Raw genomic sequence first — 13,870 nt, 5'->3', positions numbered from 1 at the left:
TCACACCGCCGGAATCACCGCCGACACCCGGAAACCCCCCGCATCCGTCGGCCCCGACACAAACACCCCGCCCAGCGCCACGACCCGCTCCCGCATCCCCACCAGACCGTTCCCGCCCGACGGCAACCCCGCCGCCGACGCCGACCCCGGCTCCGGCGGCGGCTCGTTCTCCACCTGCATCGCGATCTCCGACACCCGATGCGCCACCCGCACATGCGTCTTCGCACCCGCCGCATGCTTGTGGACGTTCGTCAACGCCTCCTGCACCACCCGGAACGCCGTCTGCTCGACCTCCGCCGCATACGACCGCACCTCCCCCTCCACCGACAGATCGACGACCATCCCCGCCGCCGCCGACTGCCCGACCAGCTCCTCCAGCTCCGACAGACACGGCCCGTCCTCCGCCACCGCACGAGAAGCCGCAGCCGCAGCCGCCTCCCCCACCCCCGCCAACGGCACCTCCCGCACCCGCCGGCCCACATCCTCCCCCGCCCGCAACACCCCGAGCATCTCCCGCAACTCCGTCAACGCCTGCCGCCCCATGTCCCCCACCAGCGCCGCGTTCCTCACCGCCTTCTCCGGATCCTTCCGCGCCACCGCCTGAAGCGCCGCCGCGTGCACGACCATGAGGCTCACCCGGTGCGCCACCACGTCATGCATCTCCCGCGCGATCCGCGTCCGCTCCTCGTTCCTGGCCCACTCGGCCCGCTCCTCCGCCCGCTCCGCGAGCAGCTGAAGCTCCCGCTCCAGACTGTCCGCCCGCTCCCGCAAACTCTCCATCAACCGCCGCCGAGCCCCCACATACAACCCCAGCAGCAGCGGCGGAGCCGTCAGCCCCAGCGCCGTCGTCACCGCCGCGAACGGCACGAACCAGTCACCCAGCGTCAGGTCCCCCCGCGCCATGTCCTGCCGCACCCGCACGAACGTCACCACCGCCGTCCCCACCAGCGACATCCCCGCCAGCGCCCCGATGATCCGCCGCGGCAGCTCACACGAGGCGAGGGTGTACAGCCCGACGACACCCAGCAGGAACCCCATCTGCGCGGGCGTGACCGCGATGGCGACGAGCACGACGGCGATCGGCCACTTCCGCCGCACGAGCAGCACGGAACCGGCGATCACCCCGAAAACGATCCCCACCGACACCGGAATCCCGGCATCCCTGGCGAACGGCACCCCCTCCGCAGCGCACTCCGCGGCCGACACCAGCGCGAGACTCCCGTCGAGCACCGCACTGCGCCATCTGGCCCACCACCAGGGCCCGGTCAAGGCCCCGGTCCGCTCTTCCCCCGTCGTGGTCATACCTCCAGCCTACGGGCGACACCCAGACCCTTTCCGGCGACTTTCCCCTGCCGGCACTCACCACACTCCGTAACCGAACACCCTCGAAACCCACCGATATCCCTCGAACTGGTGAACCCTTCCCGTTCGACCCCGGAACACCTCATTCCGGCCGGACGGTATGCGTATGACACATGCACCCGGCAAGTACGCCGACTTCGAGGGCCTGCGCGACCGGGCGGTCGCCCTGCGCCGGGCGGGCCACAGCCTCCGGCAGATCCGGGACGAGCTGAAGATCTTCAACAACGACATCCTCAACCAGCTGGTGAAGGGGGAGCCGCCGCCGGAGTGGACGAAGCGTCCAAGGGCCAAGGACGACCTGCGGGCGAAGGCACGTGAGCTACGGCTCCAGGGCTGGACCTACGACCAGATCGAGGCGGAACTGGGGTGCTCGCGGAGTTCGGTGTCGTTGTGGGTGCGGGATCTGCCCAAACCCGAGCGCAAGCGCAGCCCTGAGCAGGCGGCAGCGATCGCACGCAAAGGCTGGGAGGAGAAGTTGCGCCTCCGAGACGAGGAGCGCCGGCGCACGAAGGAAGAAGCCAAGCTGGCGATCGGCGACCTGTCGGCGCGCGAGCTGTTCCTGGTGGGCGTGGGCCTGTACTGGGCCGAGGGCGGCAAGGACAAACCGTATGCCCGGCGGGAAAACGTCACCTTCGTCAACAGTGACCCCGGCATGATCAGGGTGTTCCTGGCCTGGCTGGACCTCCTGGGGGTGGAGCGCGATCGCCTGCGGTTCACGGTGATGATCCACGAGACGGCGGACATCGCAGCAGCCGAGCGCTACTGGTCGGACTTCGTCGGCGCCTCCCCCGACTCCTTCAACAAGACCACCGTCAAGAAGCACAACCCGAAGACGATCCGCAAGAACACCGGCGACAACTACCGAGGCTGTCTCGTGATCAAAGTCCTGAAAGGGGCGGACTTGTACCGTCGCATCGAAGGGGCCTGGTACGGCATAGTGGATGCCGCGCGCGAAGCCGATCAACCGAATCGGACATAACGCGCAATCCATCCCGGATCGTCTAAGGGTAGGACAAACGGTTTTGGTCCGTTGAATGAGGGTTCGAATCCTTCTCCGGGAGCCCACAGCACACAAAACCCAGGTTCGGGTCCTGACCGGCGAAAGCCCCGTCAGGGCCCGCTCTCATCTCCCCCAAGAAACACCCCGGTATCCTGCGGCTGTATCCCCACTCACCCACAGCCGAAGGGCAACCCCGTGAGCGCCATTCGCCCGGCAGCCGTCGTCGTTCTCGCAGCGGGTGAGGGCACCCGTATGAAGTCGGCCACACCGAAGGTCCTGCACGAGATCTGCGGCCGTTCCCTCGTGGGCCATGTGCTGGCCGCCGCCCGTGAGTTGGACCCGCGGCATCTCGTGGTCGTCGTGGGGCACGCCCGTGAGCAGGTCACCGCGCACCTGAACGAGATCGACCCGGCCACCCGGACCGCCGTACAGGCGGAGCAGAACGGGACCGGGCATGCCGTGCGCATGGGTCTGGAGGAGCTGGGCGGGGCTGTCGACGGGACCGTCGTGGTCGTCTGCGGGGACACGCCCCTCCTGACCGCCGGCACCCTCAAGCAGCTCGCCGGCACCCACCACAGGGACGGCAACGCGGTGACCGTGCTGACGGCGGAGGTGCCGGATGCGACCGGGTACGGCCGGATCGTGCGGGACGAGGCGACCGGTGCCGTGACGGCGATCGTGGAGCACAAGGACGCCACCGACGCCCAGCGGTCGATCCGGGAGATCAACAGCGGGGTGTTCGCGTTCGACGGGCAGTTGCTGGCGGACGCGCTGAGGAAGGTGCGGACGGACAACAGCCAGGGTGAGGAGTACCTGACCGATGTGCTGGGCATCCTGCGCGCGGCCGGGCATCGCGTGGGTGCCTCGGTGGCGGCCGATCACCGGGAGATCGCCGGGATCAACAACCGGGTGCAGCTGGCCGAGGCGCGCCGGATCCTGAACGACCGGCTGCTGACCGCCGCGATGCTGGACGGGGTCACCGTCGTCGATCCTGCTTCCACCTGGGTCGATGTGACCGTGTCCTTCGAGCGGGATGCCGTTGTCCATCCGGGCACGCAGCTGATCGGGGCCACGCATCTGGGTGAGGGTGCCGAGGTGGGTCCGAACAGCCGGCTGAAGGACACGAGGGTCGGTGCGGGGGCGCGGGTGGACAACACGGTGGCGGACGGGGCCGTCGTGGGTCCGGAGGCGAGTGTGGGGCCGTACGCGTATCTGCGGCCCGGTACGCGGCTCGGGACGAAGGGCAAGATCGGGACCTACGTCGAGACGAAGAACGCCCGGATCGGTGAGGGCACGAAGGTGCCGCATCTGTCGTATGTCGGTGATGCGACGATCGGTGAGTACACGAACATCGGCGCGGCGAGTGTGTTTGTGAACTACGACGGTGAGAGCAAGCACCACACGACTGTCGGGTCGCATTGCAAGACGGGTTCGGACAACATGTTTGTGGCTCCTGTCACGGTCGGGGACGGTGCCTACACGGCCGCCGGGTCCGTGATCACGAAGGATGTGCCGCCCGGTTCGCTGGCCGTGGCCCGCGGTCAGCAGCGGAATATCGAGGGTTGGGTGGCTCGGAAGCGTCCGGGGAGCGCGGCGGCGAAGGCGGCCGAGGCGGCGTCCCGGAGGGGCGAGAACGAGGACTGACCGGAATCGTGTGCGCCAAAGTCGGCGTACCGTGATAAGTGCACATCCGCACACGTGCACCCGCACCCCTACCAGCTGGTTCGGCCTCTCATGCCCAGACGGGAGGTCGTACGAGCAGCCGGCTGGCTGAGACAACCTCTGAGGAGACTGTGCTGTGACCGGGATCAAGACGACCGGCGAGAAGAAGTTGATGTTCTTCTCCGGCCGCGCCCACCCCGAGCTTGCCGAGGAGGTCGCCCAGCAGCTGGGTGTCGGGGTCGTCCCGACGAAGGCCTTCGACTTCGCGAACGGTGAGATCTACGTCCGCTACCAGGAGTCGGCGCGTGGTGCGGACTGCTTCGTGATCCAGAGCCACACGGCTCCGATCAATCAGTGGATCATGGAGCAGCTGATCATGATCGACGCGCTGAAGCGTGCGTCGGCCCGTTCCATCACGGTGATCGTGCCGTTCTACGGTTACGCGCGGCAGGACAAGAAGCACCGGGGTCGTGAACCGATTTCGGCGCGTCTGATCGCCGACCTGATGAAGACGGCGGGTGCGGACCGGATCCTGACCGTGGATCTGCACACGGACCAGATCCAGGGCTTCTTCGACGGGCCGGTGGATCACCTGTTCGCGCTGCCGCTGCTCGCCGATTACGTGGGCGACAAGGTGGACCGGAACAAGCTGACGGTGGTGTCGCCGGACGCGGGTCGTGTGCGGGTGGCGGACCGGTGGTGTGACCGGCTCGGTGCGCCGCTGGCGATCGTGCACAAGCGGCGTGACAAGGACGTGGCGAACCAGGTGACCGTCCACGAGGTCGTGGGTGAGGTCAAGGGCCGGGTGTGTGTGCTCGTCGACGACATGATCGACACGGGTGGGACCATCTGTGCGGCTGCCGACGCGCTGTTCGCGCATGGTGCGGAGGACGTCATCGTGACGGCGACGCACGGTGTGCTGTCGGGTCCGGCGGCGGACCGGCTGAAGAACTCGCGGGTGAGTGAGTTCGTGTTCACGAACACGCTGCCGACGCCGGCGGAGCTGGGCCGGGATCTGGACAAGATCACGGTGCTGTCGATCGCTCCGACGATTGCGAGCGCGGTGCGTGAGGTGTTCGAGGACGGGTCGGTGACCAGCCTCTTCGACGAGCAGTGAGGTTTCTGCAACCCCGCTCCGTGAGGTAACCGAAGATCCTTTTGGGTGCGGCCTCCCCTCCGAGTAGACTGCTGCAGTTGCTCGGCGAGGGAGGCCGTACTCGTTCTGCGGGACGGGGCCGGTGGTCCGTTATCGACGCGCTCTTCGTAGCAGGCCGTTCGTGGCCGGGTGACCACGTCCGTTCCGAGTTCCTACGAGGAGTGATCCACATGTCCGAGGTGAAGCTCACCGCCGAGACCCGTACCGAGTTCGGCAAGGGTGCCGCCCGTCGCATCCGCCGTGACAACAAGGTGCCGGTCGTTCTGTACGGCCACGGCACCGAGCCGGTGCACCTGACCCTGCCGGGTCACGACCTGCTGCTGGCGCTGCGTACGCCGAACGTCCTGATCTCCCTGGACATCGACGGCAAGGCCAACGAGCTGGCGATCCCGAAGGCCGTGCAGCGTGACCCGCTGAAGGGCTTCCTGGAGCACGTCGACCTGCTGCTGGTCAAGCGCGGCGAGAAGGTCACGGTCGAGATCCCGGTGCACACCGAGGGCGAGCTGGCCCCGGGTGGCAACCTGCTGGAGCACGTCCTGAACGCGCTGCCGGTCGAGGCCGAGGCGACGCACATCCCCGAGGCCGTCACGGTCTCCGTCGAGGGCCTGGAGGCCGGTGCCTCCGTCCTGGCGAAGGACATCGCGCTGCCGAGCGGCACCACGCTGGCCGTCGAGGAGGACGCGGTCGTCCTTCAGGTCCTGGCCGCGCAGGCCGAGGAGACCGAGGGTGAGGCCGCCGAGGGCGAGGAGGCGGCCGAGGCCTGATCCTCGCCGTCGCCGTCAACTGTTCAGCCGCTGCTTCCCTCGCCGGGAGCAGCGGCTGGCGCGTATCAAGGAGAGATGGACGTGACCACCCCCGCCAGTACTGATCCCTGGCTGATCGTCGGGCTCGGGAATCCCGGGCCGGAGTACGCCATGAACCGGCACAACGTCGGGTTCATGGTGGTGGACCTGCTCGCGGAGCGGATCGGGGGGAAGTTCAAGCGGGCGGGCAAGGCGCAGGCGCAGGTGCTGGAGGGGCGGCTCGGTCCGGCGGGGCCGGCGAGCCGGCGGGTGGTCCTGGCGAAGCCGGCGTCGTACATGAACCTGTCGGGTGGTCCGGTGAACGCGTTGAAGGACTTCTACAAGGTGCCCGTGGCGAACGTGGTGGCGGTGCACGACGAGCTGGACATCGACTACGGGGTGCTGCGGCTGAAGCTGGGCGGCGGGGACAACGGGCACAACGGTCTGAAGTCGATGACGAAGGCGATGGGGCCGGACTATCACCGGCTGCGGTTCGGGATCGGGCGTCCGCCGGGTCGTATGCAGGTGGCGGACTTCGTGCTGAAGGACTTCTCGTCGGCGGAGCGCAAGGAGCTGGACTACTTCGTGGACCGTGCGGCGGACGCGGTGGAGTGTCTGGTGACGGAGGGTCTGGAGCGGGCGCAGAGCGCGTACAACTCCTGACTTGTACGGCTTTGCCTCCCCGGCGGGTTGACCGGCCGCAGGGGGATGGCCAATGATCCCGGCCATGCCCGCCACTGCCACCACCGCTCGCCAGGCCTCCGTGACCGCGCTGCGGTTCGGGCGGGTCGCGGCGATGGGCGCGCTCGCCGCGCTGATCCTCTTCTGCGGGGTGTGGGGTTCCTGGGGGACCGCGCAGCACGTGCTGCTGACGAAGGGGCGGGAGTCCGGCACGGTGCGGGTGACCCGGTGTGCGGGGGGCGTGTGTACGGGGCCTTTCACGCCGACGTCGCAGGGGGCGCGGGCACGCGCGCGTGTGGAGCTCGGGCAGTCGGTGGCGGTGCGCGAGGGGCGGACGTACGACGTGGTCCTGAAGCCGGGTTCGGCGGACGCGGTGCGTTCGGGTCCGGCGGGGATCCTGTACGCGTGGGTGCCGTTCGGCGGGGCGTTGCTGCTGGCGTCGGTGGTGGTGGCGGGCGGGATGCGGCTGACCCGGGCCGGGTGGGTGCTGGCGGGGGCGGGGATCGCGCTGCTGACGGCTGCTTTCGTGACTCTCTGAGGGCTGGGGCGTTCTTCACGTCTGTGGGGGGTCTGTTCGTTGCCGGTTCGTGCTTGACCGGCGGTCAGGCGTGGCCGGAAGGTGAACCGCCCCCTCCACATCTTCCCCGTTCACCACTCGAAGATGGATCTGCCCCATGCGTACCCTCATTCGCGCCGGCGCGCTGAGCGCCGGTGTCACGGCGGCGCTCGTGTGCGCCCCGGCCGCCCATGCAAGTGCCCCCGGTGACCATGGCACCGTCAAGATCCACGATGCCCGGACCGGCGCGGAGCTGCGCCGCAACGAGCCGCACGTGTGCACGTTCTATCTGGACGCCTTCGGGTTCGACGGTGGCCGGAGGGTCGACTGGCACATCGAGGCCTGGGCGCCGACGGCCGCCGTGAAGGGCGCGACCGTGAGGACCGGTGCGATCGCGCTGGGCGCGGACGGCCACGGCCGTACGGGCGACCTGTCGCTGCCGGACGGGCACTACAAGCTGTTCTGGAACTTCGAGGGCGAGAAGGGCGCGGCCAAGCACAAGGTGTTCTGGACGGACTGCAAGGGTGCGGCGGGCGGTGGCGGGAAGCCGTCGCGCCCGGCGTCGCCGTCGTCGCCTTCCTCTCCGTCGCCGTCCTCTTCGTCGTCTTCGTCGTCCGGTACGGCCCCGAGTGCGCCGGCGCCGGGATCGCCCGCCGCCGCGGCTCCGTCCTCCTCGCCGTCCGCCCGGGGTGCCGGTGGCGGTCTCGCCGAGACCGGTAACGGCGCTCCGGTGGGTCTGCTGTCGGCCGGTGCCGCGGCGCTGGTCGGTGTGGGCGGCTGCCTGGTGGCCTGGCGCCGGAGGGTGCAGCGGGGCTGAGGGCTCCGTGACGCAGGGGTGCCCCCGGGGTCGTACGACCTCGGGGGCACCCTTGTGTGGTGTGGCCGTCAGCCGGTGTTGCGCAGGCCGGCCGCCACGCCGTTGACGGTGAGGAGCAGGGCGCGGGAGAGCAGCGGGTCGGGGTCGGTGCCCGCGGCTGCCGCGTCGCGCTGGCGCCTGAGCAGGGTGACCTGGAGGTAGGAGATCGGGTCCAGGTAGGCGTCGCGGATGGCGAAGGTCTGCTTCAGGACGGGCTGGGCGTCCAGCAGTTCCTGCTCTCCCGTGACGCGCAGCACCTCGCGGACGGTCAGCTCGTGTTCGGCCCGGATGGTGTCGAAGACGTGCTTGAGCTCGTCGGGGACGAGGGTGTCGACGTAGTGCTGGGCGATGCGCAGGTCCGTCTTCGCGAGGGTCATCTCGACGTTGGAGATGAAGTTGCGGAAGAAGTGCCACTGCTGGTGCATCTCGTCGAGGACGGTGTCCAGCCCGGCCTCGCGCAGTGCCTTGAGGCCGGAGCCGACGCCGAACCAGCCGGGGACGATCTGCCGGGACTGGGTCCAGCCGAACACCCACGGGATGGCCCGCAGGCCGTCGAGCGAAACGCCGGAGCCGGGGCGGCGGGAGGGCCGGGAGCCCAGGTGCAGGTCGGCGAGCTGGTCCACCGGCGTCGACGCGAGGAAGTACGTCGGCAGGTCCGGATCCTCGACGAAGCGCCGGTAGGCGGCGTGGGCGGCGTCGGAGACGACGTCCATCGCCGCGTCCCAGCGGGCCAGGGCCTCGTCGGACTGGCGGGGGGCGGTGTGCAGGGCGGAGGCCTGCAGGGTGGCCGCGACGGTCAGTTCCAGGTTCTCCCTGGCCAGGGACGGGATGAGGTACTTGTCGGAGATGACCTCGCCCTGTTCGGTGACCTTGATCTCGCCCTCCAGGGTGCCCCAGGGCTGGGCGAGGATGGCGTCGTGGGAGGGGCCGCCGCCGCGGCCGACGGTGCCGCCGCGGCCGTGGAAGAGGCGCAGGCGTACGCCGTAGCGGTGGGCGACGTCGCGCAGCCGGCGCTGGGCGCGGTGGATCTCCCACTGGCTGGTGGTGATGCCGCCGAACTTGGAGGAGTCGGAGTAGCCGAGCATGACCTCCTGGACGTCGCCGCGCAGCGCGACCAGGCGGCGGTAGGAGGGGTCGGAGAGCATGTCCTCCAGGATGGTGTCGGCGGCCTTGAGCTCGTCGGTGGTCTCCAGCAGGGGCACGATGCCGATCTTCGCCCAGCCGGCGTGCAGGTCGATCAGGCCGGCCTCGCGGGCGAGGACGGCGGCGGCGAAGACGTCGTCGGCGCCCTGGCACATGGAGATGATGTAGGACTCGACGACCTCGGGGCCGAAGACCTCCAGGGCCTTCTTGACGGTCTCGAAGACGCCGAGGGTCTTCTGCCCGGCCGCGTCGACGGGCGCGGGGGTCGGGGCGAGGGGCCGGCGGGAGCGGAGCTCCTTGGCGAGGAGCTTGGCGCGGTACTCGCGGGGCATGTCGGCGTAGCGCCAGGACTCCTCGCCGAGGCGGTCGAAGAGCTGGCCGAGGGCGTGGTGGTGGGCGTCGGCGTGCTCGCGTACGTCCATGGTGGCGAGCTGGAGGCCGAAGGCGGCCAGGGTGCGGATGGTGCGGGCCAGGCGGCCGTCGGCGAGGAGGCCGCCGCGGTGTTCGCGCAGGGAGGCCTGGATGATCCGCAGGTCCTTCAGGAGTTCGCCGGTGCCGAGGTAGTCGCGGCCGTCCTCGTGCGGGGTGCCCTTGGCGAGGCGCTGCTTGGTGTTCTCCAGCTTCTGCCGGATGCAGGTGGCCTTGAGCCGGTAGGGCTCCTCGGCGTTGAGGCGCTTGTAGCGGGGGCTGATCTCGGGGAGCAGGTCGAGGTCGGTCCTCAGGGACTGCAGGAGCTCTTCGGTGGCGCCGGTGTAGCGGATGGAGTTGGAGAGCAGTCCGCGCAGTTCGTCGATCATCTCCAGGGCGTCGTTGATGCCGTGTTCGTGCTGGAGGATGAGGACGTCCCAGGTGACCTGGGGGGTGACGTTGGGGTTGCCGTCGCGGTCGCCGCCGATCCAGGTGCCGAAGGTGAGCGGGCGGGTGTCGTCGGGGAGTCTGACGCCGACCCGCTCCAGTTCCGCCGTCAGGTCCTCCAGGACGTCGCCGACGGCGTTCGCGTGCAGCTCGTCGAGGTAGTAGATGGCGTTGCGGGCCTCGTCGGCGGGCTCGGGGCGGACGACGCGCAGCTCGTCGGTCTGCCACACCAGGTCGATGTTCTCGGCGAGGCGGACGTCGTGGCGGCGGCGGTCGGAGCCCTGGACGGGGGTGTCCAGGAGCGCGGCGATGCGCCGGAGCTTGTTCAGCACCGAGCGGCGCGCGGCCTCGGTGGGGTGTGCGGTGAACACCGGGCGGACGTTCAGATTCTGGACGGTCTGCTTCAGGTGCTCGGGGTCGGCGTCCTTCAGGCGGTCGGCGGTGCGGGCCAGCAGGCCGCCCTCGGCGGCGCGCCGGGCGCGCAGTTCACGGCCGCGGTGCACCTGTTCGGTGACGTTGGCGAGGTGGAAGTAGGTGGAGAAGGCGCGTACCAGCTTGGCCGCGGTCTCCAGTTCGATGCCGCGCAGCAGCTCGGCGGCGGCCTCGCCGTCCTCGCGGGTGAGGCGGCGGACCTTCTCGACCAGGTCGAGCAGCTCGGGGCCCTCCTGCCGGACGAGGGTCTCGCCCAGGAGATCACCCAGCCGGCGGATGTCGGCTCGCAGCTCGCTGCTGGTCGTGGTGGTCTGGTCGTCGGCACTGCTCACAGGTGCGGCTCCTTGCAGTGTTGAAGCTCGTCTGGGAGGGAACCCGGCCGGCTGCCGGGCGGCGTGCGCCGCATGGGGGCCGGAGCGTCCGGGAAGGAAACTTCAGCGGACCGCGCTGTCCGACCGATTCCAAGGATAGGTGTCGATGGAGACGCGCAGGCCGTGGGGCTCTTGCCGCCGCACGACACGCTGCCATACTTACGAAGCCGTAGGTTACGGAACCGTAGGGAAGTACCGTCGAGTCCCGTCCGGTCCCGGCGGCCCGGCATCTGTCTCGACTCTCGACCCCACAGGGGACGCGCATGACCTCAAGTTCCGATGTGATCGAAGAAGCCCGTAAGGCCGACGACACTCCTCCCCCGTCCGCCACGCTGGGTGGCGAGCAGAAGCGTTCGATCGAGCAGATCACGCTGCTTTTGTTCATCACCGTGCCGTTCCTGGCACTCGTGGCGGCTGTGCCGCTGGCCTGGGGCTGGGGGGTGAGCTGGCTCGACGTGGGCCTGCTGGTGTTCTTCTACTTCCTGGGGTGCCACGGCATCACGATCGGTTTCCACCGGTACTTCACCCATGGTTCGTTCAAGGCCAGGCGGCCGCTGCGGATCGCGCTGGCGATCATGGGTTCGCTGGCGGTCGAGGGTCCGCTGGTGCGCTGGGTGGCCGATCACCGCAAGCACCACAAGTTCTCCGACGCGGAGGGCGATCCGCACTCTCCGTGGCGGTTCGGGGAGACGGTCCCGGCCTTGATGAAGGGCCTGTGGTGGGCGCACATCGCGTGGATGTTCGATGAGGAGCAGACTCCGCAGGACAAGTACGCGCCGGACCTGATCAAGGACCCGGCGATCCGTGCGATCTCCCGCCAGTTCGTGCTGTGGACGGCCCTGTCCCTGGGGTTGCCGCCGCTGATCGGCGGTCTGGCGACGATGTCCTGGTGGGGCGCGTTCACCGGGTTCTTCTGGGGTTCACTCGTACGAGTGGCTTTGCTGCACCATGTGACCTGGTCGATCAACTCGATCTGCCACGCGGTGGGCAAGCGGCCGTTCAAGTCGCGGGACCGCTCGGGCAACGTGTGGTGGCTGGCCGTGCTGTCGTGCGGTGAGTCCTGGCACAACCTGCACCACGCCGACCCGACCTCGGCGCGGCACGGTGTGATGCGCGGCCAGATCGACTCCTCGGCCCGGATCATCCGCATCTTCGAGCTGCTCGGCTGGGCGTACGACGTGCGCTGGCCGTCACGCTCGCGTATCGATTCGCGCCGGAACACCGGCCAGGACGGCTCCCGGCGCCGGGAGGAGACCGCGAAGGCGGCATGATTGACGCCGTGGCGACCGACTCCAGCAGCACCTCCAGCAACGACAAGCCCAGGCGGGCCCGCCGGACCCGTATGACCGGTGCCGAGCGCCGCCAGCAGCTGCTGGAGATCGGTCGGACCCTCTTCGCGGCGAAAGGTTTCGAGGGCACCTCGGTGGAGGAGATCGCGGCGAAGGCCGGGGTGTCCAAGCCGGTGGTGTACGAGCACTTCGGCGGCAAGGAGGGGCTGTACGCGGTGGTGGTCGACCGCGAGATGCGGCGTCTGCTGGACATGGTGACCAGCTCGCTGACGGCCGGGCATCCGCGCGAGCTGTGCGAGCAGGCGGCGTTCGCGCTGCTGGACTACATCGAGGAGTACACGGACGGCTTCCGCATCCTGGTCCGCGACTCCCCCATCCCCCAGTCCACGGGTTCCTTCGCCTCGCTGATCTCGGACATCGCCACACAGGTGGAGGACATCCTGGGCCGCGAGTTCAAGTCCCGGGGCTTCGACCCGAAGCTGGCCCCCCTGTACGCGCAGGCGCTGGTCGGCATGGTCGCCCTGACCGGCCAGTGGTGGCTGGACGTGCGCCGCCCGAAGAAGGCGGAGGTCGCGGCGCATCTGGTGAACCTGGCGTGGCACGGGCTGGACGGGCTGGAGCCGAAGCCCCGCCTGATAGGCCACCGGAAGAGCTGAACGCGCGCCCGGGCGGCGTCAGGGCCGGGGTCCCGGTTCCCGGCACCGGGCCACGGCCGTGCCCGCGCCCGGGCCGTGCCGCGCCCGGGCCGTGCCACACCGCGAGGAGGGTCTCCCGCGCCACGCCGCCGCGGCGCCGCTCCCCGCCCATGCCCGTCACCCCCGGACGAGGGGCCGCGAACGGTTCACGGTTCCAGGAACTCAGGTCTCCTTCACGGCGACGGCGAACAGGCGGCGGAAGGGCAGGACGGTGCCGTACGGCGCGCCGGGGTAGGCCTGCCGCAGCAGATCGCGGTACTCGGCGAGGAACGCGTCCCGCGCCTCGGGATCGTCGGCGAGCGCGGTCAGGGCGGGCCGCAGTCCGGTTCCCTTCACCCAGTCCAGGACCGGGTCCGCACCGGCGAGGACGTGGAAGTACGTCGTCTGCCACACGTCGGTCGCGCAGCCGAGGCGGGCGAGGCGGTCCAGATAGACGTCGGGGGTGTGCACGGAGCCGGTGGGGCGCAGCACGTCGGCGAGGCGGGACTTCCAGCGGGGGCTGCCGGCGAGTTCGCGCATCAGGGCGTGCAGCGGGGCGTCGATGTTGTCGGGCACCTGGAAGGCGAAGGTGCCGCCGGGACGCAGGCCGGCGATCCAGTCGGGGAAGCGCTCGGTGTGCGCGGGCACCCAGTGGAGGGTGGCGTTGGAGACGATCAGGTCGTACGGCTCCCCGGGCGTCCAGGTACGGACGTCGGCGTGGGCGAAGTCCAGCCGGCCGCCGCCCGCGGTGGGGCCCTCGTGCGCGGTGTGGGCGGTATCGAGCATCTCGGGGGAGTTGTCGTAGCCGGTGACGTGGGCGGTGGGCCAGCGTTCGGTCAGCAGGGCGGTGACATTGCCCGGTCCGCAGCCGAGGTCGGCGATGCGGGGCCGCCCGGCGGGCGGGTCGGGGATCCGGGCGAGGAGGTCGGTGAAGGGGCGGGCCCGGTGACCGGCGTGCCGCAGGTACTGACCGGGGTCCCAGATGGGGTGCGTCATGGCTTCACTCTCCCCGCCCATGTCTCTCGATGTCAAGAGACTCGACATCAAGAGA

General features: G+C 69.8%; 12 protein-coding genes and 1 tRNA gene. 10 read left to right on the top strand and 3 right to left on the bottom strand.

The window, feature by feature from the left end:
• A complete protein-coding gene (locus ABT171_RS25850; RefSeq protein WP_351247700.1) occupies nucleotides 1-1,302 on the bottom strand; it encodes a sensor histidine kinase in 1,302 nt (433 codons plus the stop codon).
• 166 nt (nucleotides 1,303-1,468) lie between these two features.
• On the opposite strand from ABT171_RS25850, the gene ABT171_RS25845 reads away from it, so the two are divergent.
• The 8 genes from ABT171_RS25845 (at nucleotide 1,469) to ABT171_RS25810 (ending at nucleotide 8,016) form a co-directional block, all read left to right on the top strand.
• Nucleotides 1,469-2,341, top strand: coding sequence for a helix-turn-helix domain-containing protein (locus ABT171_RS25845; protein ID WP_351247698.1), 873 nt, complete (start codon nucleotides 1,469-1,471; stop codon nucleotides 2,339-2,341).
• An 11-nt stretch (nucleotides 2,342-2,352) separates the two neighbouring features.
• Nucleotides 2,353-2,423, top strand: a tRNA-Gln gene (locus ABT171_RS25840).
• A gap of 134 nt (nucleotides 2,424-2,557) precedes the next feature.
• A complete protein-coding gene (glmU, locus tag ABT171_RS25835; RefSeq protein WP_351247696.1) occupies nucleotides 2,558-4,006 on the top strand; it encodes a bifunctional UDP-N-acetylglucosamine diphosphorylase/glucosamine-1-phosphate N-acetyltransferase GlmU in 1,449 nt (482 codons plus the stop codon).
• A gap of 154 nt (nucleotides 4,007-4,160) precedes the next feature.
• On the top strand, nucleotides 4,161-5,141 hold the full coding sequence (locus ABT171_RS25830) for a ribose-phosphate diphosphokinase (RefSeq protein ID WP_351247694.1): 981 nt from the start codon (nucleotides 4,161-4,163) through the stop codon (nucleotides 5,139-5,141).
• A gap of 209 nt (nucleotides 5,142-5,350) precedes the next feature.
• A complete protein-coding gene (locus ABT171_RS25825) occupies nucleotides 5,351-5,944 on the top strand; it encodes a 50S ribosomal protein L25/general stress protein Ctc (protein ID WP_351247692.1) in 594 nt (197 codons plus the stop codon).
• Nucleotides 5,945-6,019: 75 nt separating this feature from the next.
• On the top strand, nucleotides 6,020-6,625 hold the full coding sequence (gene pth / locus ABT171_RS25820; protein ID WP_351247690.1) for an aminoacyl-tRNA hydrolase: 606 nt from the start codon (nucleotides 6,020-6,022) through the stop codon (nucleotides 6,623-6,625).
• A 52-nt stretch (nucleotides 6,626-6,677) separates the two neighbouring features.
• The gene (locus ABT171_RS25815; RefSeq protein ID WP_351247688.1) at nucleotides 6,678-7,181 is read left to right on the top strand and encodes a hypothetical protein; all 504 of its coding nucleotides are present in this window, start codon (nucleotides 6,678-6,680) and stop codon (nucleotides 7,179-7,181) included.
• A 136-nt stretch (nucleotides 7,182-7,317) separates the two neighbouring features.
• The gene (locus tag ABT171_RS25810) at nucleotides 7,318-8,016 is read left to right on the top strand and encodes a hypothetical protein (RefSeq protein WP_351247686.1); all 699 of its coding nucleotides are present in this window, start codon (nucleotides 7,318-7,320) and stop codon (nucleotides 8,014-8,016) included.
• A 68-nt stretch (nucleotides 8,017-8,084) separates the two neighbouring features.
• Here the strand turns inward: ABT171_RS25810 and ppc are convergent, their stop codons facing one another.
• Complete coding sequence (ppc, locus tag ABT171_RS25805; RefSeq protein WP_351247684.1) at nucleotides 8,085-10,817, bottom strand: phosphoenolpyruvate carboxylase; 2,733 nt, start codon at nucleotides 10,815-10,817, stop codon at nucleotides 8,085-8,087.
• A gap of 302 nt (nucleotides 10,818-11,119) precedes the next feature.
• Between ppc and ABT171_RS25800 the strand changes: the two genes are divergently transcribed.
• A complete protein-coding gene (locus ABT171_RS25800) occupies nucleotides 11,120-12,127 on the top strand; it encodes an acyl-CoA desaturase (RefSeq protein ID WP_351247682.1) in 1,008 nt (335 codons plus the stop codon).
• Nucleotides 12,124-12,801, top strand: a complete 678-nt coding sequence (locus tag ABT171_RS25795) for a TetR family transcriptional regulator (protein ID WP_351247680.1) — start codon at nucleotides 12,124-12,126, stop codon at nucleotides 12,799-12,801. The genes ABT171_RS25800 and ABT171_RS25795 overlap by 4 nt, the downstream gene beginning before the upstream one ends.
• A 201-nt stretch (nucleotides 12,802-13,002) precedes the next feature.
• Here ABT171_RS25795 and ABT171_RS25790 read toward each other — a convergent pair whose 3' ends face one another.
• Nucleotides 13,003-13,815, bottom strand: a complete 813-nt coding sequence (locus ABT171_RS25790) for a trans-aconitate 2-methyltransferase (protein ID WP_351247678.1) — start codon at nucleotides 13,813-13,815, stop codon at nucleotides 13,003-13,005.
• Between the last annotated feature and the right edge of the window lie 55 nt (nucleotides 13,816-13,870).

It is taken from the genome of Streptomyces sp. NPDC001851, assembly GCF_040297165.1.
Taxonomy (GTDB): domain Bacteria; phylum Actinomycetota; class Actinomycetes; order Streptomycetales; family Streptomycetaceae; genus Streptomyces.
The sequence above is the reverse complement of the archived record's forward strand: the minus strand, read 5'-3'. Positions and strand labels throughout refer to the sequence as shown.

Excerpts from the sequence above, each read along its gene's own strand:
- ABT171_RS25850 (WP_351247700.1), bottom strand. The coding sequence starts at position 1,302 with ATGACCACGACGGGGGAAGAGCGGACCGGGGCCTTGACCGGGCCCTGG.
- ABT171_RS25845 (WP_351247698.1), top strand. The coding sequence starts at position 1,469 with ATGACACATGCACCCGGCAAGTACGCCGACTTCGAGGGCCTGCGCGAC.
- ABT171_RS25825 (WP_351247692.1), top strand. The coding sequence starts at position 5,351 with ATGTCCGAGGTGAAGCTCACCGCCGAGACCCGTACCGAGTTCGGCAAG.
- pth (WP_351247690.1), top strand. The coding sequence starts at position 6,020 with ATGGACGTGACCACCCCCGCCAGTACTGATCCCTGGCTGATCGTCGGG.
- ABT171_RS25815 (WP_351247688.1), top strand. The coding sequence starts at position 6,678 with ATGATCCCGGCCATGCCCGCCACTGCCACCACCGCTCGCCAGGCCTCC.
- ABT171_RS25810 (WP_351247686.1), top strand. The coding sequence starts at position 7,318 with ATGCGTACCCTCATTCGCGCCGGCGCGCTGAGCGCCGGTGTCACGGCG.
- ABT171_RS25800 (WP_351247682.1), top strand. The coding sequence starts at position 11,120 with ATGACCTCAAGTTCCGATGTGATCGAAGAAGCCCGTAAGGCCGACGAC.
- ABT171_RS25795 (WP_351247680.1), top strand. The coding sequence starts at position 12,124 with ATGATTGACGCCGTGGCGACCGACTCCAGCAGCACCTCCAGCAACGAC.
- ABT171_RS25790 (WP_351247678.1), bottom strand. The coding sequence starts at position 13,815 with ATGACGCACCCCATCTGGGACCCCGGTCAGTACCTGCGGCACGCCGGT.